The sequence below is a fragment of the Ruegeria lacuscaerulensis genome (assembly GCF_013033355.1).
In the GTDB taxonomy this organism is placed as follows: Bacteria; Pseudomonadota; Alphaproteobacteria; order Rhodobacterales; family Rhodobacteraceae; genus Ruegeria; species Ruegeria lacuscaerulensis_A.
The window spans coordinates 359,430-379,231 of record NZ_WQDY01000003.1; the positions used below are offsets into that span (position 1 = coordinate 359,430).

Genomic DNA, 19,802 nt, shown 5'->3' on the forward strand with positions numbered 1-19,802 from the left:
TTTTGTTTTCAGCCCGCGCGGATTTGGCGCGCCAGTGCGCAGAAGGCTTCTAGCGGGACTTGTTCTGCCCGCTCGGTTGGTTGAATGCCGGCGGCCAATAGGCGGTCTTCGATATCGGAAGCGACCCCTTTCAATGAAGCGCGCAGCATCTTGCGGCGTTGGTTGAATGCGGCGGCGACGACACGCGACAGGGTTGCAGCATCCGCGGGATGCCGAGGTTCGGGCAAGGCGGTCAGATGGACAACGGCGCTTGATACTTTCGGCGGCGGGGTGAAAGCCCCAGGCGGTAAAGACATGGCGATACGCGCATCCGCCCGCCATTGCGCCAGGATGGCCAATCGGCCATACGCCTTGCTGCCGGGTCGGGCAACTATACGCTCGGCCACTTCGCGCTGAAACATCAGAGTCAGGCTTTGCCAGAATGGCGGCCACTCAGGAGGGGTCAGCCAGCGGACCAGCAGCTCGGTACCGACGTTGTACGGCAAGTTGGCTGCAACTCGAATCGGCGGGGTGAGATGCGCCATGGGGTCGATTTCCAGCGCATCACCATTGATGATTTCCAGTCGACCGGGGTAGGCGGCAGCAATCTCGTTCAAAGCTGCGATACAGCGCGTGTCTTTTTCAACTGCCACAACCTTGCGCGCGCCCTCTGATAAAAGCCCGCGGGTCAAACCGCCGGGGCCGGGGCCGATTTCGAGAACGTCACAGGCGCTGAGATCACCGGCCTGCCGCGCGATTTTTGCCGTCAGGTTGAGATCCAGCAGGAAGTTCTGCCCCAACGACTTGCGGGCCGAAAGTTGGTACGCCGCGATGACCTCGCGCAGGGGGGGGAGTGTGTCGATTGCGCTCATGATCCGATTACCGTGGCGCGGGCTGAGGTAAAGCGCCAGTTTTTTTGCCTCTGGCGGGGATATTTTTAGCCAGGTGAAGGATCAAGCGCTTTTTGCCATGCGTTGGGCCAGTTTAAGGGCTTCGATCATACTGGATGGGTTGGCAATGCCTTTTCCGGCAATATCCAGCGCCGTGCCGTGATCCGGCGAGGTGCGTATGAAGGGCAATCCCAGCGTGACATTCACACCCATGTCGAAATCGAGGGTCTTGATCGGGATAAGCGCCTGATCATGATACATCGCAACTGCTGCGTCGTACCTGGCGCGGGCCGCTGCGTGAAACATCGTGTCTGCAGGATGCGGGCCGGTGACCGTGTAGTCATCTTGCGGCAAGGCTTGGATCAGCGGCGCGATCCAGTCAAGCTCCTCATGTCCCATTTTGCCGCCTTCGCCTGCATGTGGATTCAAGCCAGCCACACTGATGCGAGGTTTTGAAATGCCGAATTGTGTACGCAAACCTTGGGCTGTGATCTCGATCGTTTCGCGCAAAAGATCTGGTGTCAGAGCGGCAGGAACGCGGGACAGAGGAATGTGGATCGTGGCAGGCACCACTCTAAGTTGGTCGCTGGCCAGCATCATCACGACACGTTGCTGTCCTGCGAGGGCTGCAAGAAACTCGGTATGTCCGGGGTAAGCAAAGTCCGCGCCTTCCATCAGGGCCTTTTTATGGATCGGTGCCGTACAAAGCGCTGCGGCTCGACCGGACTGAACCATAGATACGCCGAGTTCGATCGCGTCGATGACGCTGGGCGCGTTGGCCGCAACGGGTTGGCCTGGTGTGTTGGCAGACGGAAAATCAAGGTGCAGCACAGGCAGGGCCGTCGCGCAGATCGCGGTCGCCTCAGAAAAATCTGTGATCCTCTGAATGGGCGTACCGGCAGGAAGATGGTTGGCATCTCCAATGTAGACAAAGGGGCATGTTCCGCGTAGCTCTGCCCAGGCTTTTGCGGCGATCTCTGGGCCTATGCCTGCGGGATCACCACAACTCAGCGCGATTGGGGCTATCATTGCTCGATGATCGTTGCGTCCGCACGCAATTGCTCGAGTAGGCTTTCGGCAAAGGCAGTCAGACGTTGCTGGGTCAGAGCATTGGCGACATCCGCGCGCGAAGTTTCCTCGCCCCGGTCCAGAGTACGTGTGCACAGCATCAGGAATTTCAGCGTCTGGCCATTGTTGCCGGTCAACGCGGTCGAGACCTCGTTCAAGTCCAGTTTCGATAATTCAAGTGCGACATCGCGAGGGATTTCCGACGGGCTGGCTTCAATCCGTTGCAGAACGTTTTCCGGTTGGTCTTTTGCAAGGCCATAGAGATCATCGCAATTATCAACCTCTTCGCGCAGATCGGCAGCACGGGCCAATGTTTCCGCGCTGCGGCCACCGGGAAGGTTGTAGATCGCGTAGTCGATTTTTGAATAGGTCGGAGTACCCGACGCAAGTTCGCGTAGGCCCCGAAGCTGAAACAGAGCGACTGCGTTCGGCAAAGAAATGGGTTGCGTTATTTCGCCATTCTTCAGACCAATGATGACCGGTTGCAGGGCGGGTGGCAGGTCGGTCAGGTTCAGCCAGTCCAACCGCCCCCCGTTGGTCCGGGTACCTGCCGCAGAATACTGCGTCGCAGCTGCCGAGAACGCATCGAATCCTTCAAGAAGCGCGATCTCTTCAGCCAACAATTCGACCTGTGCAACCGTTTGCTGATTTACGGGAATGATGACTTCGGACAGCAGAACTTGTAGCCCGCCACTGCCCGATTGACCAAGAGCGCGGTTGACCTCGTCTTCTGATGGGCGCGCCTGCGACAGGAATCTCGCGCTGATAAAGTCGCGCCACGACAGTTGGTCGGCCACAAAATCGCGGACGGTCTCGCGCGAAACACCTGCCTCGGACAGAAGCTGAAGGAACTCATCCGTCGACAAGCGACCGCGGGCAGCAAATTCGTCAATGCCCAGCTGAACGGCCTCGGGGCTGGCAGATATCCCAGCTGCGCTCATGGCTTGTTTACGCAGACGATCGTCGATCAGGGCTTGGCGCACCTCGGCGTCCGACGCTCCGGGCGCGCCAAGTACGGTCAAAAACTGCTGGCGCTGCTCAAGTTCGTACCATGTGACGATATCCTGATTGACCTTGATGGCTGGGGAAAACAGGCTCTGGGCCAGGCCCGGCGACACGCTCAGACACAAAGATACGACCGCAACATATGCGACTGGCCTGATCACAGCGGATCGGATGAGATTGGAGAAACCTGAAATCAACTGCATCTTCTCTTGAACTCTTGGCCACCACCTTCAACGGAGTATCCCGTCAGGGCTACCGTAAAGCCGAATTCAGTGGAAGGCTCAATACTAGATGACGAAGTAAAACGTCTGCTGACGGTCATGTTAACCTGCACGCACTCATTCTGGTACGTAACACCCAAGCCATACCGAATGGGTTCAGACTCGCTCAGATCGTAACGGGCGACGGCTTGGGTTAGCCAGTTCTGGTCGACCCTATAGCGTCCATCCAATCGAATTTCGGATATTTCATCGTCCACGTTCTCGTCTGGGTCTGGCTCCTGCCAGATATAGCTGCCCGACAACCTAACGGTTTTTTGCTGCCAGGCCGCGCGCATTTCGGCTTTGGCAAAACTGAAATCTCCGTTCAGCAAGCCGCGGCCTGCAAGTGACCACCCATTTGCGGTTTGCAATTGACCTGCAAGCAGCAGATCCGACGATGTTCCCTGCAGTCCCGATGTCAGATTGAACTCTGGGTCGGGATCTGCGCGAAACACTTGCCCGACTGTGGCCAAAGCCCGGCGTCCGTTCGCTCCGTAGCGCGCCCAGTTGACACCAATGACGCCGGTTGCCCCATCTTCGCGTCGATCCGGGGCTGGAAAACGGGACAGCGACAGCAAGTTGCCCTGATCGAATTCCTGAAACGTACTTTCGTCGATTGGCACATCATTGGTCGAGACTTGCGTCCAACCGATCTGAGCAATTGGCTCCAGCACCTGCGTAGCCCCGGATTGCTCGCGCCGTGCCATGGGATAGCGCAGGGTCAACGCCGCCCGGGGGGTGGTGCGGGTTTCTTGATCAGGGAAATTGCTGTCGTGGCGGATGTTGAACGTGTCAATCGAGGCCCCGAACCGTGCGTCCGCACGCAGACCCGAGGTGAAGATCCAACTGCGTAGCCATTCCGCGTCAAAGGTTGCTCGGGCCACATCGCGACCAACGACGTCCTCGTCACTTGTGCGTTCATGGGCGTGTGTAATGAAACTCAGCCGTGTTTCGCCGCCGATCGACGTCGGAAAGTGGCGTTTCTGATAGTACAGATCGAATACACGAGATGGAATTTCGTCCTGATCTTCGCTGTCGCGCAAGGTTTTGTAGTGGATAAAGCTGGTGCGGAAGGCGGTGTCGCGTTTTATCCGCTCCAGCGCAACTTCGCTGCGCAGGCGGTCGAAATCGGGCAGGCCATAATCGGCCAGGTAGGCGTCATCGGACGTGGTTTTAATGTTGAACGTGAACCGATAGCCGTCATTCAGATTGAAAAAGCCATCTGCGAAGAAGTAACCCCGATCCTCTCCGGGCTGAAGATCGTCACGGGTGTGTGCGCCCAACAAGCGAAGTCGCCCACGCTTGAACGCCTGACGATATCGATACCCCAGCGTCCGAGTTTTTGAGGACAGATAGGGTGTCAATGTCAGGTCTTTGTGTTCTCCCAGCTTGAAGAAATATGGAACCTGAACCCCCGTGCCCAACTGCGACGTTGTGCGAATCGAAGGCACCAGGAAACCAGTCGCCCGGTCCAGAGTGGGGTCAGGCAGACGCAAATAAGGGAAATAGAAGACCGGCAGGTCCAGAATTCGGAATTGTGCGCCTTCGAAATACAGTTGTCGTTCAAGCTGATCGTGGGTGACCTTGCGGGCCCTGATTTGCCATAAAGGCGGTCGGCCATCAGAACAAACATGACATGACGTGGCCGATACCTTGCTGAACTGTGTGTATCTGCCACCTGCGCGCGTAGCTTGAACCGATGCGACTTGGACCTGTTGGTCAAACACCATCCGCGCACCGATCAGCAAGCCGTTCTGAATACCGTCGTCCAGTTCAGCCGAATCCGCCAGAATCGTGGTAGAGCCGCCCTGATCAATGCGCACGGGGCCATCTAGGGTGAGTTGCCCGGTGTCCCGGTCATATGTGACCCGTTCAGCGGTAATTTTTGCATCGCCTTGAAATGCCTCGACATTACCTTCGGCGACCAGAACCCGTTCGGGCGTGATGAAAATCCTGTCCGCAACCAGCAGGGCTGGCTGCTCTTCCTGCGTGGCGTCCGTAGGCGCGTTCACACCTGTTGGGGATTGTGCGTAGATCGTCGCGGGCAAGGTGATCGCAATGGCTGCCGACAACAGAAGGCTGGGAAGCAACCGCATCAGCCGTCCTCCGCGTGAAGCAAGAGACCAAGCGACAACAGTATAGCAGCGAAAGGCGGAGCCCAGGCCGCGACGATAATAGGCAATTGACCGTTTTCCCCTAAAATTTGGGCAAAGTTGCGCACGAAATAAATCGCGAATCCCAGAAGAACTGCAGACAGAACCGCAATTCCCGTGCCGCCGAATCTTACATGGCGCATGGTGAAGGCCGCGCCGATAAGAACCATCGAAACCAGAAAGAAGGGCCGCGCCAGTTGCACTTGCAACCAGACTTCATATTGCTTGGTTGAAAACCCGGCCTCGCGCAGATCCCGGATCAGCTCGGGCAGATCATAAACCGAAACGGATCCCTGCTGCCCCAATGTGTCGAGAATGCGCTGCCGCGTAAGCGACGTCGGAACCTCGAGTTGTTCGTGAACGACCGAGTTACTCTCGGGGTTTGTGTCTTCCTCGAGGGACCAGACCTTGGCATTGTCCAATACCCATTTGCCCGGCCTCAGCTCGGCATTGTCGGCCGAGACTTGCTGGGTCGGGGTTCCTTCCTGTGAGAAAGTGATGATCGTCACGTTATTTAGCTTCAGTGTTTCACCGTTGGACGTACCTTTGGCGTGAATTACGGACTGACCGTTCTGTGATCCCTGGCGTAGCCACAAGCCCTCGCTGCTGATCGAAAACGCTGACGTGCCGTTGTTGCGGTAAGAGTCGGACAGGCGATTGTATTCCTCGGATGTCGCCGCGGAGATCGGGTTCAGCAGAGCTACGGCCATGGCTCCGATCAATAGGGCCAGTGCGACTGGAGCTAATAAAGACCGTATGCCTGAGCGACCAATTGCGCGGGTAACGACCAGTTCAGAACTGCGCGCCAGCCCAACGAACAGAGCGATCGTTGCAAGGATAACCAGCAAGGGCAGCATTTCGCTGATCGCAGCTGGTGTGTTCAGCAAGGTCAGATGCAGCAAGCGCCCGAATGAAAGGTTTTCGTCGTCGAACCGGCGGGCCTGTTCGATCAGGTCGATCAGAATCAGCAACGTCAGGAAAATGCCGCCGATCACCATAAAGTTCTGCAAGAAGCGGCGGGCAAAGTATCGGTCGAGGATCACGGCAGAACCCTCGCCATTCCTGCTAACGCGAAAAAACAACTAGCCCTCAGGTCAGAATCACAACCGTTCGCGCCTTGCCGCGACGGCATATGCCTGCCCTGTCTTGCCACTTTGTTCTCCCCCGAACCTGCCGGAATTTTTTCTGGACTGTACTGCAATTGAAGTGCGGGGAAAACTGCTATCTGGTCAAGTTGATCGGGGCGGGCTAGGTCTTGGGTCACAGATTTTCAGGAGTTCCCAATGAGCAGTCTAATCCCGATCCAGTTTCAGACTTTTGACGTGGACATGATGGCGCAAGCCGAGGGCCGAGTCGCGATCATTATTTCTGACGAAGGCAAAATGGGTCCTGCCGCGCGCCGGGCCAATCGCCTGACCCGCGGTGCTGTCGCGCGGCTGGTCGAAAGCGAACAGTTCGAAAAGGTGAAATCGGGCGAGGTGATCACGTTGGCATGGCCCGGTGGCATGGCGGCCGAGGCGCTGGATATTCTGATCCTGCCGCGCCGCCCGGATGTGGCCGAGGCCCGCAAGGCTGGTGTCGCGCTTGCGAAACTGGCCGGTGGCAAGGCGCTGCTGGTGATGGCGGCCAACCAGACTCGCTCCGAGGATCTGGCCATGGGTATCGCTCTGCGCAGTTATGAGTTCGACGCGCACAAGACCAAAGACTCTGATCCAGCCGCGACGGTCACTATTGCGCATCAGAAATCTGACGAGGTCGAAGCCGCCTTTGCGCCGCTCTATGCTATTGCCGACGGCGTGCGGATGACGCGTGATCTGACGAATGAGCCCGCCAATATCCTGACAACAACAGAATTCGCTGACCGCTTGGCCGAGATGAAGGATCTGGGCCTCGAGGTTGAGGTTCTGGAAGAAGACAAACTGGAAGAGCTGGGAATGCGCACATTACTGAGCGTCGGTCAGGGCTCGGTCAGCCCGTCGAAGGTTGTGGTGATGCAATGGAACGGTGGCGACAAGGGCGATGCCCCGCTGGCGCTGGTCGGCAAGGGCGTTGTGTTCGATACCGGCGGAATTTCGTTGAAGCCTGCGGGTGGCATGGAAGACATGACCATGGATATGGGCGGCGCGGGTGTCGTCGCGGGCACCATGCGCGCGCTGGCCAAGCGCAAGGCCAAGGCCAATGTGGTCGGGCTGGTGGGGCTGGTCGAGAATATGCCCTCGGGCAATGCCACGCGTCCCGGCGATGTGGTCACGTCGATGAAGGGCGATACGGTCGAGATCATCAACACAGATGCCGAGGGTCGTTTGGTTCTGTGCGACGTGATGTGGTACGCGCAGGAGCGGTTCAGCCCTGTAGGCATGGTTGATCTGGCGACCCTGACCGGCGCGATCATCATCGGTCTGGGGCATGAGAATGCAGGCGTCTTCTCGAACAATGACACGTTCTGCGATGCCTTCCTGAAATCGGCCAAAGCCGAGGACGAAGGCGCGTGGCGGATGCCATTGGGTGCGGCATATGACAAGCAGCTTAAGTCTCGCATCGCTGATATGAAGAACGTAGGCGGGCGGCCTGCGGGCTCGATCACCGCTGCGCAGTTCCTGCAGCGTTTCGTGAAAGAGGAAACGCCGTGGATTCACCTGGATATTGCCGGTGTTGCCTCGGTGGCGTCCGAGACGTCCTATGCTCCGAAGGGTGCAACTGGCTGGGGCGTGCGCGCGTTGAGCCGTTTTGTGCAGGACAATTTCGAGTAATCGGATGGGTGCCGTCTATTTCTACCACCTGACCCGGCAGCCGCTGGAATACACGCTGCCGGTTTTGCTGGACAAGGCCCGGCAGGCCGGGTGGAAGATTGTCGTGCGGGGAACAGATCCCGCACGGATGGACTGGCTGGATGAAAAACTGTGGCTGGGGCCGGATGACGGGTTCCTGCCGCATGGGCTTGCCGGTGGGCCGCACGATGCGGCGCAGCCCATTTTGCTGACGACCGGACCGGATGTGTCCAATGACCCGGCCTGCGTAATGGCGGTGGACGGTGCGCAGGTAGGGCCGGACGAAGTGAACGCTCTGGAACGGGTCTGTATACTGTTCGACGGCAATGACGAACAGGCCGTTCAGCATGCGCGCGGGCAGTGGAAGGCCCTGACCGGCGCGGGGTGTTCAGCGCAATACTGGTCCGAGGAAGCGGGCCGTTGGGAAAAGAAAGCCGAGGCTTAAGCCTTTTGCGCTAGTTTTCAGGAGATCGATACATGGAAATGAAGCCCTTGGGCCGAACAGGCGTTATGGTGACCGACCTGTGCCTCGGAACAATGACTTTTGGATCGCAGACATCCGAGGCGGACGCTCATCGCCAGATGGATATGGCGCTGGATGCTGGGATCAATTTTGTCGATGCGGCCGAAATGTATCCGGTCAACCCCATCGCCAAGGAAACCATCGGACGCACCGAAGAATACCTTGGCAACTGGAACGCAGCCAATGCTGCGCGTCGTGAGAGTTATGTTCTGGCGACCAAGCATTCGGGCGCCGGCATGGTCCATGTCCGAAACGGCGCGCCGATCACCGGTCAGTCGATCCCCGAAGCCATCGAGAATTCGCTGCGACGATTGCAGACCGATTACATCGACCTCTACCAGTTCCACTGGCCGAACCGGGGCAGCTATATGTTCCGCCAGAACTGGAACTACGCTCCGTCCGGCAAGAACACGGCCGATGTGTTGGACAATATGTCGGAATGCCTCGAGGCGCTGCAGGCGCAAGTTGATAAGGGCAATATTCGCGCTTTTGGTCTGTCGAACGAAAGTGCATGGGGCACCGCGCAGTGGCTGCGTCTGGCCGAGGCAGGCGGTGGACCGCGGGTGGCATCGGTTCAGAACGAGTATTCATTGCTGTGTCGGCATTTCGACACTGACATGGCCGAATTGAGTGCGCATGAAGACGTTGGATTGATGGCGTTTTCGCCTCTGGCGGCAGGGTTCCTGACGGGCAAGTATCAAGAGGGCGCAGTTCCCGAGGGCTCGCGCATGTCCTTCGTGCCCGATATGGGCGGTCGCCACCGTGATCGGGTTTTTACGGCGGTGAGCGCTTATCTGGACATCGCCGAGAGACATGGATTGGACCCGGTGCATATGGCATTGGCCTGGTGCCGCACGCGCCCATTTGTGATGACGGCCATATTCGGAGCGACAACAGTCGAGCAACTTGCACATATTCTTCACGGGAAAGAGTTAAAACTTTCCAAAGAAGTGATGCGCGAGATTGGCGATGCGCATCGGGCGCATCCCATGCCGTTCTAAAATCTTTCCAGAGGTGGATAGGGGGCTCTGCCCCCGCCGCCCGTTCCGGGCGACTCCCCCGAGATATTTTTGGCCAGATGAAGGGGGATCCGGTCAGTGATGGGTGGGGTGCGCGCGCTCTTGCCTGAGATCGCGGGCAGAAAGGCCGTGGGCGGTGCGAAAGGCGCGGGCAAAGCTGGATTGTGATCCAAAGCCAGTAGCCAGCGCCACATCCATCAACGACATGTCTGTGTCGGTGACCAGACGGCGGGCCTCGGCCAGGCGCAGCTGCAGGTAGTGGTCCTGCGGTGTGGTGTTCAGGCGCAGGCGGAATTGTTGCTGCAGGGTGCGGGGGCTAGTGCCTAGTGTTTCGGCGATATTGGCCAGCGGCAGCGGGTCATCCAGCGCAGATTGCATCAGGCTATTTGCCTTGGCCGTAAGGGCCGTGTGGCGGTGTGGCGCACCGGTACGGCTTTGTGGTTTTGCGGGGTCTGGCGCGCCGTCATAAAGGAACAGACCAGACACGCGCGCGGCAAAGCCTGCGCCGTGGCGCGCGGCGATGATGTGCAGCATCATTTCGACCGCCGGGATCGCGCCGCCTGAGGTTAGGCGGTTTTGAGAGACGGTGAAGCGGTCCGGGCGCACGTCGACCTCGGGGAAACGGGCTGCGAAATTGTCCAAGTCTTCCCAATGGGTTGTAGCGGCGTGGCCGTCCAGCAGGCCAGCTTCGGCCAGTAGCCAGGGGCCTCCGTCGATGCCGGCCATTGTGGCGCCGGTGTTTGCGATCCGGCGTAGCCCAGCCAGCAGGCTAGGGGTGGCGTGGCGTGCCAGTTGGAACCCGGCAACCACAATCATCAGGTCGCAGCCTTGCAGGCGGGCCAGAGGGATGCCCGGCACGGTCAGGGCGCTGGTCAGCATCGCGGGCTGTGCCGTGGCGGTGACATAATCCCAGTCGAAGGCGGGGCGATCGGCCAGACGATTGGCTGCGCGCATGGGGTCTACAGCGGATGCAAAGCTGAGCGTATTGCAGTCGTCCAGCACCAGCACCGCGGTTTTCAGGGCGCGATGTTCGGGCTGGAGAATGTTTTTTGCGGATTTCATCAAGTTCGATTCGCATTCTGCCAAGTGTTTCCCCAAGGCTGCGTCAGATTCGCGGGCAACGCAAATCGATTGCCGGGGAGAAGTCTGGGGAAAACTCAGGGCAAAACCGGGTATAAGCTGGGGAGAACGCCATGCCTTTGGAAATGAACCGCGAGGTCTTTATCACCTGTGCCGTGACCGGCTCGGGCGGGACGCAGGATCGCAGCCCGCATGTGCCGCGCTCGCCGCAGCAGATTGCCGACAGCGCGATTGCGGCGGCTAAGGCCGGGGCGGCGGTGGTACATTGCCACGTGCGCGACCCCGAGACCGGCGCGCCCAGCCGTCGGCTGGACCTTTATCGCGAGGTGACAGATCGGATTCGCGACGCGGATGTGGATGTCGTGCTGAACCTGACCGCCGGGATGGGCGGGGATATCGTGTTCGGTGGCGTCGAGAGCCCGTTTCCGGTGGCTGAGGGCACCGACATGATCGGTGCGTCAGAGCGCGTGGCGCATATCGCGGAGTGCCTGCCCGAGATATGCACGCTGGACTGCGGCACCATGAACTTTGCCGAGGCGGACTATGTCATGACCAACACCCCCGGCGCGCTGCGGGCGATGGGGCAGATGATGACGGATATGGGTGTGAAGCCCGAGATTGAAGCTTTTGACACCGGTCATCTGTGGTTCGCCAAACAGTTGGTGAAAGAGGGAATTCTGGAGCCGAACGCTCTGGTTCAGCTGTGTATGGGGGTGCCGTGGGGCGCACCGGATGATCTGAACACTTTTATGGCGATGGTGAACAATGTGCCTGATGACTGGACGTTCAGTGCGTTTTCCTTGGGGCGGAACCAGATGGCTTATGTGGCGGCTACTGTGCTTGCGGGCGGCAACGTGCGTGTGGGGTTGGAAGACAATCTGTGGCTGGACAAGGGTGTTCTGGCTGAGAACTGGCAGTTGGTCGAGCGTGCGGGGACCATCATTGAAAATATGGGCGCTAAGGTCATTGGGCCTGCTGAGGTACGCAAGAAGCTCGGTTTGACCAAGCGCGCGCCGGTGGCGAAGTAAGCGTGATTGGGGGCCAGCCCCCAAACCCCCGAGGTATTTTTAGCCAGATGAAGAGGCGGATCGACTTGAAAACAGCGGCAATCATTGGTGGTGGTGTGATCGGCGGCGGATGGGCCGCGCGGTTTTTACTGAACGGGTGGGATGTTCGGGTTTTTGACCCTGATCCTGAGGCTGAGCGCAAGATTGGGGAGGTTCTGGACAATGCGCGGCGTTCGTTGCCAGGGCTGAGTGATGTTCCGTTGCCACCCGAGGGTTCTCTGAGTTTTCATGAAGATATGGTTGAGGCCGTGCAGGGCGCGGAGTGGATTCAGGAAAGTGTGCCCGAGCGGTTGGACCTTAAGTTGAAGGTTTACAAGGGGTTGCAGGAGGCGTGTGATCCGGGCGCGATCATCGGCTCGTCGACCAGCGGGTTCAAGCCTTCGGAACTGCAGGAGGGCGCGCTGCGGCCTGAACAGATTGTGGTGACGCATCCGTTCAACCCGGTGTACCTGCTACCGCTGATCGAACTGGTGCCGACGGACAAGAACCCTTCCGACATGGTCGAGCGCGCGCAGGGGCTGTTGAAATCCGTGGGGTTCTTCCCGCTGCACATCAAGAAAGAGATCGACGCCCATATCGCCGACCGGTTCCTTGAGGCCGTCTGGCGCGAGGCGCTGTGGCTGGTCAGGGACGGCATCGCCACCACCGAAGAGGTGGATGAGGCGATCCGTATGGGGTTCGGCATCCGCTGGGCGCAGATGGGCCTGTTCGAGACCTACCGCGTGGCGGGGGGCGAGGCCGGGATGCGGCACTTTATGGCGCAGTTCGGACCAGCGTTGAAATGGCCCTGGACCAAGCTGATGGACGTGCCCGAGTTCACTGATGAACTGGTCGATATGATCGCCGATCAGTCGGATGCGCAATCGGGGATGCATTCGATCCGCGAACTGGAGCGGATTCGCGACAACAACCTCGTGGGGATGATGCGCGCGCTCAAGGCGCAAGATTACGGGGCAGGGGCTGTGCTGAACCAGCATGACGCGATGCTGAAACCCGGTGCGCTGCCGACGATGGAGGAGGCCGATCTGAGCCAACCGATCCTGACCTTGTCGCGCGCGGTGCCGCTGGATTGGACGGACTATAACGGCCACATGAATGAGGCGCGCTATCTGGAGGCCTTCGCCGCTGCCACCGACCGGTTCATGGAGATCATCGGTTGTGATGCGGACTATATCGCGTCGGGTGGCAGCTATTTCACCGCTGAGAACCACATCCGCTATGTGGATGAGGTGCATGCAGGCGCAAAGATACAGGTGCGCACGCAAATGCTGTTGGGGCAGGGCAAGAAGCTGCACGTTTTCCACAGCATGTACGAGGGCGACAAGCTGCTGGCCACGGGTGAGAGCTTTCTGCTGCATGTCAGTCTGGACACTCGCCGTCCAAGTGCTCCGTCAGCGCAGATCGAGGCGGCCATGGCCCGTATTGCCGAGGCGCAGGCCGGGTTGCCTTATCCCGAAGGCGCGGGGGCGGCGATCCGTAAACCTGCATGAGCGGGCGGGTTCTGATCACGGCCGGGGCCTCGGGCGTCGGCCGGGCCATGGCCGAGGCTTTCGACGCCGTTGGCGCGCAGGTCTGGGTGGTCGATCTGGATGCAGAGGCGTTAGGTGCTTGCCCGAGCCATTGGAAACGGTCGCAGGTGGATGTGGCGGATGAGCCCTCGGTTGCCGACCTGTTCGCCGAGATTGCAGCGCAATGGGGCGGGTTGGATACGCTCTGCGCGAATGCCGGGATCGCCGGGCCGACGGCGTTGGTCGAGGATGTGGCGCTTGACGAATGGCGTGCCTGTCTGGCGGTCAACCTTGAGGGGGCGTTTTTATGCGCGAAATACGCGGCACCGATCCTCAAGCGTCAGGGCAGTGGGGCGATCATCATCACCTCGTCTACGGCCGGGCAATACGGATATCCCAATCGCGCGCCCTATGCGGCGGCGAAATGGGGTGTCATCGGGCTGGCCAAAACGCTGGCGATGGAGCTTGGCCCCCACGGCGTGCGTTGCAACACGATCTGCCCCGGCGCGGTCGAAGGCCCCCGGATGGAGGGCGTTCTGGCCCGCGAGGCCAACGCCAAAGGCATGACCCGCGACCAGGTATATAACGGCTATGCCGCAGGCACCTCGATGGGGCGGTTTGTCGAGGGGCGCGACATTGCCGATATGGCCGTGTTTCTGGCGTCAGACGCGGCGCGGCTGGTATCTGGGCAAGTGATCGCGGTGGACGGGCATACCGTCAACCCCGACCCCAAGATTTAGCCCTGATTGGGGCCGCGAATCTGGCGGATGGTCTGACGGACCGCCTGCCAATCCTGCGCCTGTTGCATATTCCCGGCGGCCTCGCATTCGCGCATCTTCTGCGCGGCTTCAGCCTCGGCTCTGTCTCCGTGGGCGGAATATAAGGCCCGTGCGTATTGGGCGGTTTGCATTGCGTCCATTCCTGTGCTCCTCCGTTCATAATCGGATTGCGAAAGGGTTCGCGCCCAGCGACGTTAGCACAGGATTGAGTTTAACGCATACTGTCACGTAATGCGCGCAGATGGCCGGGAAAATCCCGCGCGGTGACGTCGGCCTCGCGGACCAGAGTGTCAAAATGCCGGGTGAACGTTTCGATCCGGTCGCGGTCGCGGAACGCCATATAGTGGCTGCCCGCATAGAACACGCAGAGCAAGGGGCCAAAGATCGTGACTGGTGCCGAATAAAGCCTTTTTGCATCAAACAGATAGATGCGCAGGCGGGGATAGAGTTGGTCGCACAGAGCAAGTAGATGGTCGATCTGATCCTGACGTGTTTGCAGATCCAGCCCTCGGTAGTACCCGGATGCGCATGCGAAGCTTTCGATTTCAAACAAGGGCATGGCAATTTCGTAGTCCGATTGCGCCCGGCGCATCCAGGTCAACCGGTCTTCAGATGCGCCAATGGCCTGATCTGCCGTCCGCCCCAGATGTGGTGCATACTCCCATTCCAGAACGGCGCGAGTCTTTAACATATCCGGCAAAGTCGCTGGAACGTAACGGATTTTGTACCCGGCGGCCTCTTGATGCCATTCGAAAATCCGCTCATCCACCAACGCGCGGGCGGCCTCGGTCACGGTTAACGCACCCGCCAAAAGTTCGGCCGCGCTTTCGGGTCGGTCCGAGAGCGACAGGAGCCAATCCGCCGAAACCCCAAGCGCTGACGCGCAACCACCCACCACATGTGCATTCGGCAACCGAGCTCCATCGCCGGTCAGAAGTTGCGACACGGTCGAGCGATCCACGCCGATGTTTCGTGCCAGAGCACTTTGGCTAACGTGCCGCTCCTCCATCGCGCGGGCAAGGCGGAGGCGGAATTGTGCGGCACGGTCTCGTTTGTCGATATTTTCGGACATGTGTTTGGTTTTATCACAAATGATGAATTTTGTTAATCACATTCAGAATGTTCATCACCTACGTGATCCGTAATTCTTGAGCCATAACAAAAATATGGGTGACGGAATGGAGACACGACGCAGATCAGTCGTGAAGGCCGTATTGTGGAATGCGGTGGGCCTTGTCGTTATGAGTTTTGTGGGGTTGATCGCAACCGGATCAGCGGCGATCGGGGGCGGCTTGGCTTTGGTCAACACGGCCATCGGCCTGACGCTCTACGTGATTTACGAACGTATATGGGCAGGTATCTCATGGGGCCGCAATGTCTGAGCGTGCAGGGCTTGAATGGGGCACCCTTGCCCTGATCCTTGGGTGCTATGGGGCGTGGTTGGCGATGCTGTTTTATTTGCCGGTTTGGGCCGCCGTGCCATTGGTTGGCGTTGTCGCAGCACTGCATTCCTCGCTGACGCATGAAGCGATCCACGGCCATCCCTTTCGGCAAAAGGCTTTGAATGAGGCGTTGATGGCGTTGCCGTTGACGCTGTTCATTCCGTACCGCCGGTTCCGCGACCAGCATCTGGCGCATCATCGTGACGCGACGCTGACCGACCCCTATGATGACCCGGAATCGAACTATCTGGACCCACAGGTCTGGGCAGGCCTGCGCGGTTGGCAGAAACGCTTGCTTGCAGTGAACAATACGTTACTGGGGCGCATCGTGCTGGGTCCGGCCATTGGTCAATTTGTGTTCATGCGAAATGAGTTACGCTGCGTTTTCAAGTCTGAAATCCTGCGTGCCTGGGTATTCCATCTATGCGGTGTTTTGGTGGTGCTGTGGATTGTGTCGCTGTCGCCCATGCCAATCTGGGCCTATGTTCTGGCTGCCTATCTGGGGCTAGGCTTGGTGAAGATCCGAACCTTTCTTGAGCACCGCGCCCATGATCGGGCTTCGGCTCGTACGGTGATCATCGAAGATCGGGGACCCTTGGCATTTCTCTTTCTTCACAACAACTTGCACGTGGTTCATCACATGAATCCAGCGGCGCCGTGGTACCGGTTGCCCGCCTTGTATCGCGCAGGGCAAGAAACGTACTTGGCGCGGAACGAGGCTTATGTCTATCGCTCTTACGCGCAGGTGTTTCGAGCCCATTTCCTAAGGGCCAAAGACCCAGTGCCCCATCCGCTCTGGCCAAAGGGGTAAATTGCGGCCACAAGGGGCGGTATGAGCCTCTGGATACCCGTCACCATCGCCGCCGCCTCATTTCAGACCGTGCGGTTTATGCTGCAAAAATCACTGAGCAGCGTGAAATTGTCCGCCGCAGGTGCGACCTTTGCCAGATTTGCCTATTCGATGCCGTTGGCCGTTCTGGCGCTTTGGGTCGCGCTGCGGCTCAGCGACCTGTCTTTGCCTTCGATGCCACCGATGTTCTGGCTGTTCGCGACCATTGGCGGCACAACGCAGATCTTGGCAACCATCTGTGTGGTCGCCTTGTTCAAGCAGCGCAACTTCGCGGTCGGGATCACCTTCAAGAAAACCGAGGTGATCCAGACCGCTATCGTCGGTTTCCTCGTTCTGGGTGATCAGATTTCAGCCGGAGCGCTAGTCGCCATTCTGATGGGCCTGACTGCAGTTCTGCTACTGTCGAAAAACCCCGGAGGCGACGGCGCGTGGTGGAAACACCTGACCAACCGCGCGTCACGGCTGGGGCTGGGGTCGGGGATTCTGTTCGCCTTTTCCTCGGTCAGCTACCGGGGCGCATCACTACAGCTTGGCGAGATCGACGCATGGTTCCGCGCTTTGGTGACACTGGCCGTTGTTGTGACATTCCAATTCGTCAGCATGGGGCTGTGGCTACTTTGGCGCGACCGCGCAGAACTGCGCGCAGTGTGGGATACGCGGCGCACCGGCATCTTCGTGGGCCTCACCAGCCTGAGCGGGTCGTTTTGCTGGTTCTTCGCCTTCACATTGCAGAATGCGGCTTATGTTAAGGCGCTGGGGCAAGTCGAACTGATCCTCAGCCTGTTTGCCTCGATCCTGTTCTTCCGCGAAACCATCACCCGGCGCGAGATCGCCGGTATGGCATTGCTGGGTGCTTCAATCCTGGCACTTGTGTTGACGATTTAAGAGGCGTCCGCCTCGGCCAGCGCCGTTACGCCTGCGCGGCGTTCGTCAAAGCTCAGCGCGATGAAGCTGGGCAGGTGATCACCCATGCCAACAACCGCCGGACCTGAATCATTGCGGCGGCCACGGCCACGCGGTTCTTTGTCCTTTTTGCGGTCCGAGTCCTTCTTGCGCTCGGGCTTTTTGTCGGCCTTTGCCTCGTCGGTCGGCTTGGCCTTCTTCTCGCGTTTGGGCTTTTCGTCCTTGGGCTCTTCCTTGACCGGATTGTCGAGCCGGGGAATGTCCTTCTGGATTAGCTTCTCAATCGCATCCAGCGCCTTTTCATCGCGGCCCGAGCAGATTGTGATCGCCTTGCCCTCGCGCCCCGCTCGACCGGTGCGACCGATGCGGTGCACGTAATCCTCGGCATGGCCGGGGACGTCAAAGTTGAACACATGGCTGACCGAGGGGATATCCAACCCCCGTGCCGCCACGTCCGAGGCTACCAGCAGGCGCAGAGACCCGTCGCGGAATCCGTCCAGCGTTTTCATGCGCTGCGACTGATCCAGATCGCCGTGAATAGCGGCGGCGTTATAGCCGTATTTCTTCAGCGATTTCGAGCAGATATCCACATCCGTCTTGCGGTTGCAGAAAATGATAGCGTTGGTGCAGCCTTCACCCTCGGCGTCGATCAGCGCGCGCAGAACCTTGCGCTTGGCGCTGGCCTCGCGGTCGCGGCGGCCACCTTTGAACATGACCACGCCCTGTTCGATCGTCTCGGAAGCGGTGGCCTGACGAGCAACCTCGATCCGGGCAGGGGCGGACAGGAAAGTGTCGGTGATGCGCTCAATCTCGGACGCCATGGTGGCCGAGAAGAACAGCGTCTGACGGGTGAAAGGTGTCAGCGAGAAAATGCGCTCGATATCGGGGATGAACCCCATATCCAGCATTCGGTCGGCCTCGTCCACCACCATGATCTGAACACCGGTCAGCAGCAGTTTGCCACGTTCGAAATGGTCCAACAGGCGGCCCGGAGTGGCGATCAGAACGTCCACGCCCCGGTCGATCAGCGCTTCCTGTTCCTTGAAGCTGACGCCGCCGATCAACAGCGCTTTGGTCAGTTTCAGGTGCTTGGTGTAGGTGTCGAAATTCTCAGCCACCTGCGCGGCCAGTTCCCGCGTCGGGCACAGCACCAGCGAGCGCGGCATCCGCGCGCGTGCGCGGCCACGGGCCAGCAGGGTGATCATCGGCAGCGTGAAGCTGGCAGTTTTGCCGGTGCCGGTCTGGGCGATGCCCAGCACATCCTTGCCTTCAAGGGCAGGTGGAATCGCTCCGGCCTGAATCGGGGTGGGGGTTTCGTATCCGGCTTCCTCAATGGCTTTGAGGACCTTCGGGTTCAGGTTCAGTTCGTTAAACTTTGTCATGTATGTCCGGTTTTTGCGGACACTAGACCTGGCCCGCGCGTATGAATGTGTGCCGGGCCCGGATGGCCATGCGCATCCCGCGCATTTCGGCTGAGGCGGGACATAACAAAAACGTTGGGCAGGGTCAAATGAAGAGGGTTTCAGACCCCTGTGCTCCGATACTGTGCAGATTTAATGCAACAATTCAGATGCTTCCAGGGAAGTGTTTCGCAAGCTTTTGGTCCAGATCCAGTGGCCGATGCCGGATCAACCCGTGTTGTTCAAGCCGTGCCCGCACGTCGGGCTGCGCGCCGCTGATCTCATCGAAAAACGCGCGCAAGCCGTCGACACCTTCCTCGGCTTCGATCCAGCTGAGCAATTCGTTCATGTTCATCCCGCCCTCATCCCGCGGGACATTTGGCGTCATTCCGGGTTTGTATGACCCACGCTCAAGTCGGAACCGGTAATGGGCCAGCCAGTGATCCCAATCCGGGGCGTGCCGGTGGCAGAGCGCAGCCTCGGCAAGTTCCGCTTTACAGATCAGGCGTTCTCCATTTTGGAACAGCCCGTGAATGCGAAAGTTGATGCCCGGCAAACCGGTGCGGGCAAAAACCTTACCTTGCAGGTGACTGAGAAACCCGCCCTTCACGAAAGACCCATAGTTGGGATAGAGCGCCTGCACCGTCGCGGCGCGATCAGGTCCCGAGGGAATATAGGCTTTGTACAGGTGCTTGGCTTCGGCCACCGCCTCTTCCGGACGGACACGGACAAAGGGGGTATCCGGTGCGACCCCGGCCAGCAGATCGGTTACCGGGCGGTCGGGCCACAGAAACTCGTCCAGATCGATATGCAGCAACCAGTCTTCGCTGGCATTTCGATAAGTGAATGAGGCATTGGCTGTCTGGCGCACCTGATGCTCGTCGGGTCGCGCCCGCTGACGATTGGCCCAGAACCCGTCGTCGCAATCGCGGACCTCAACCTTTGGATGCCGGTTCAGGGCGTTGAAGGCCTTGGGGCAGGGCTCGTCCAGATAGACATGCATACGATCCACCCCTAGGTCGAGGTGATAGGCCACGAAACGCAGGATGTCCGGGGCCGCCCCCCGGACCGTCGAGACAATTGCCCAGGTCGGTTTAGCGCCCATGCG

The 19,802-nt window shown here is 59.3% G+C and carries 19 protein-coding genes; 9 read left to right on the forward strand and 10 right to left on the reverse strand.

All coding sequences use genetic code 11. The features are described from left to right. Window positions 1-8 precede the first annotated feature (8 nt). The 5 genes from rsmA to lptG all read right to left on the reverse strand — a co-directional run bounded on the left by rsmA (window position 9) and on the right by lptG (window position 6,398). Window positions 9-851, reverse strand: coding sequence for a 16S rRNA (adenine(1518)-N(6)/adenine(1519)-N(6))-dimethyltransferase RsmA (rsmA, locus tag GOW48_RS07935; protein WP_170752754.1), 843 nt, complete (start codon window positions 849-851; stop codon window positions 9-11). 81 nt (window positions 852-932) lie between these two features. Then, complete coding sequence (gene pdxA, locus GOW48_RS07940) at window positions 933-1,898, reverse strand: 4-hydroxythreonine-4-phosphate dehydrogenase PdxA (protein ID WP_170752756.1); 966 nt, start codon at window positions 1,896-1,898, stop codon at window positions 933-935. Then, on the reverse strand, window positions 1,895-3,145 hold the full coding sequence (locus tag GOW48_RS07945) for a peptidylprolyl isomerase (RefSeq protein WP_170752759.1): 1,251 nt from the start codon (window positions 3,143-3,145) through the stop codon (window positions 1,895-1,897). Before GOW48_RS07945 ends, pdxA begins: the two co-directional genes overlap by 4 nt. Continuing rightward, window positions 3,136-5,298 (reverse strand): LPS-assembly protein LptD, encoded by a 2,163-nt coding sequence (locus tag GOW48_RS07950; protein ID WP_170752761.1) that lies wholly within the window; start codon window positions 5,296-5,298, stop codon window positions 3,136-3,138. The genes GOW48_RS07945 and GOW48_RS07950 overlap by 10 nt, the downstream gene beginning before the upstream one ends. Then, entirely contained in the window at window positions 5,298-6,398 is a 1,101-nt protein-coding gene (lptG, locus tag GOW48_RS07955; protein ID WP_170752763.1) for an LPS export ABC transporter permease LptG, read from the reverse strand. Before lptG ends, GOW48_RS07950 begins: the two co-directional genes overlap by 1 nt. A gap of 240 nt (window positions 6,399-6,638) precedes the next feature. Here lptG and GOW48_RS07960 point away from each other — a divergent pair, with 240 nt between their 5' ends. From GOW48_RS07960 to GOW48_RS07970, 3 genes are read left to right on the forward strand one after another with little or no spacing between them, the layout of a single operon-like run. Next, on the forward strand, window positions 6,639-8,105 hold the full coding sequence (locus GOW48_RS07960) for a leucyl aminopeptidase (protein WP_170752765.1): 1,467 nt from the start codon (window positions 6,639-6,641) through the stop codon (window positions 8,103-8,105). Between the two features lie 4 nt (window positions 8,106-8,109). Next, window positions 8,110-8,568 (forward strand): DNA polymerase III subunit chi, encoded by a 459-nt coding sequence (locus tag GOW48_RS07965; protein WP_170354391.1) that lies wholly within the window; start codon window positions 8,110-8,112, stop codon window positions 8,566-8,568. A gap of 32 nt (window positions 8,569-8,600) precedes the next feature. After that, entirely contained in the window at window positions 8,601-9,647 is a 1,047-nt protein-coding gene (locus GOW48_RS07970) for an aldo/keto reductase (protein ID WP_170752767.1), read from the forward strand. A gap of 93 nt (window positions 9,648-9,740) precedes the next feature. On the opposite strand, the gene GOW48_RS07975 is transcribed toward GOW48_RS07970, so the two are convergent. Continuing rightward, entirely contained in the window at window positions 9,741-10,727 is a 987-nt protein-coding gene (locus GOW48_RS07975) for a GlxA family transcriptional regulator (protein ID WP_170752769.1), read from the reverse strand. Between the two features lie 131 nt (window positions 10,728-10,858). On the opposite strand from GOW48_RS07975, the gene GOW48_RS07980 reads away from it, so the two are divergent. The 3 genes from GOW48_RS07980 to GOW48_RS07990 are packed head-to-tail and all read left to right on the forward strand — an operon-like array spanning window position 10,859 to window position 14,060. Continuing rightward, window positions 10,859-11,773: a 3-dehydrocarnitine:acetyl-CoA trimethylamine transferase BcoG gene (locus GOW48_RS07980; RefSeq protein WP_170752771.1), complete on the forward strand. Its 915-nt coding sequence runs from the start codon at window positions 10,859-10,861 to the stop codon at window positions 11,771-11,773. Between the two features lie 47 nt (window positions 11,774-11,820). Beyond that, complete coding sequence (locus GOW48_RS07985) at window positions 11,821-13,302, forward strand: carnitine 3-dehydrogenase (protein WP_170752773.1); 1,482 nt, start codon at window positions 11,821-11,823, stop codon at window positions 13,300-13,302. Then, window positions 13,299-14,060, forward strand: a complete 762-nt coding sequence (locus GOW48_RS07990) for an SDR family oxidoreductase (protein WP_170752775.1) — start codon at window positions 13,299-13,301, stop codon at window positions 14,058-14,060. The genes GOW48_RS07985 and GOW48_RS07990 overlap by 4 nt, the downstream gene beginning before the upstream one ends. Here the strand turns inward: GOW48_RS07990 and GOW48_RS07995 are convergent. Continuing rightward, a complete protein-coding gene (locus GOW48_RS07995) occupies window positions 14,057-14,239 on the reverse strand; it encodes a hypothetical protein (RefSeq protein ID WP_170354385.1) in 183 nt (60 codons plus the stop codon). The two genes, GOW48_RS07990 and GOW48_RS07995, sit on opposite strands and share 4 nt — an antisense overlap. Before the next feature lie 71 nt (window positions 14,240-14,310). Beyond that, the gene (locus tag GOW48_RS08000) at window positions 14,311-15,171 is read right to left on the reverse strand and encodes a helix-turn-helix domain-containing protein (protein ID WP_170724249.1); all 861 of its coding nucleotides are present in this window, start codon (window positions 15,169-15,171) and stop codon (window positions 14,311-14,313) included. Window positions 15,172-15,277: 106 nt separating this feature from the next. On the opposite strand from GOW48_RS08000, the gene GOW48_RS08005 reads away from it, so the two are divergent. Genes GOW48_RS08005 through GOW48_RS08015 form a run of 3 tightly spaced genes read left to right on the forward strand, consistent with a single transcriptional unit; the run spans window position 15,278 to window position 17,276 of the window. After that, the gene (locus GOW48_RS08005; RefSeq protein WP_170752778.1) at window positions 15,278-15,481 is read left to right on the forward strand and encodes a DUF2061 domain-containing protein; all 204 of its coding nucleotides are present in this window, start codon (window positions 15,278-15,280) and stop codon (window positions 15,479-15,481) included. Next, window positions 15,474-16,352 (forward strand): fatty acid desaturase, encoded by an 879-nt coding sequence (locus tag GOW48_RS08010; protein WP_170752780.1) that lies wholly within the window; start codon window positions 15,474-15,476, stop codon window positions 16,350-16,352. Before GOW48_RS08005 ends, GOW48_RS08010 begins: the two co-directional genes overlap by 8 nt. A 21-nt stretch (window positions 16,353-16,373) precedes the next feature. Further along, window positions 16,374-17,276: a DMT family transporter gene (locus GOW48_RS08015; RefSeq protein WP_170752782.1), complete on the forward strand. Its 903-nt coding sequence runs from the start codon at window positions 16,374-16,376 to the stop codon at window positions 17,274-17,276. On the opposite strand, the gene GOW48_RS08020 is transcribed toward GOW48_RS08015, so the two are convergent. Then, window positions 17,273-18,676 (reverse strand): DEAD/DEAH box helicase, encoded by a 1,404-nt coding sequence (locus GOW48_RS08020; protein WP_170752784.1) that lies wholly within the window; start codon window positions 18,674-18,676, stop codon window positions 17,273-17,275. The two genes, GOW48_RS08015 and GOW48_RS08020, sit on opposite strands and share 4 nt — an antisense overlap. A 184-nt stretch (window positions 18,677-18,860) precedes the next feature. Further along, window positions 18,861-19,799 carry a glycosyltransferase family 2 protein gene (locus tag GOW48_RS08025; protein WP_170752786.1) on the reverse strand — a complete coding sequence of 313 codons (939 nt, stop codon included), beginning with the start codon at window positions 19,797-19,799 and terminating at the stop codon, window positions 18,861-18,863. Window positions 19,800-19,802: the final 3 nt, after the last annotated feature.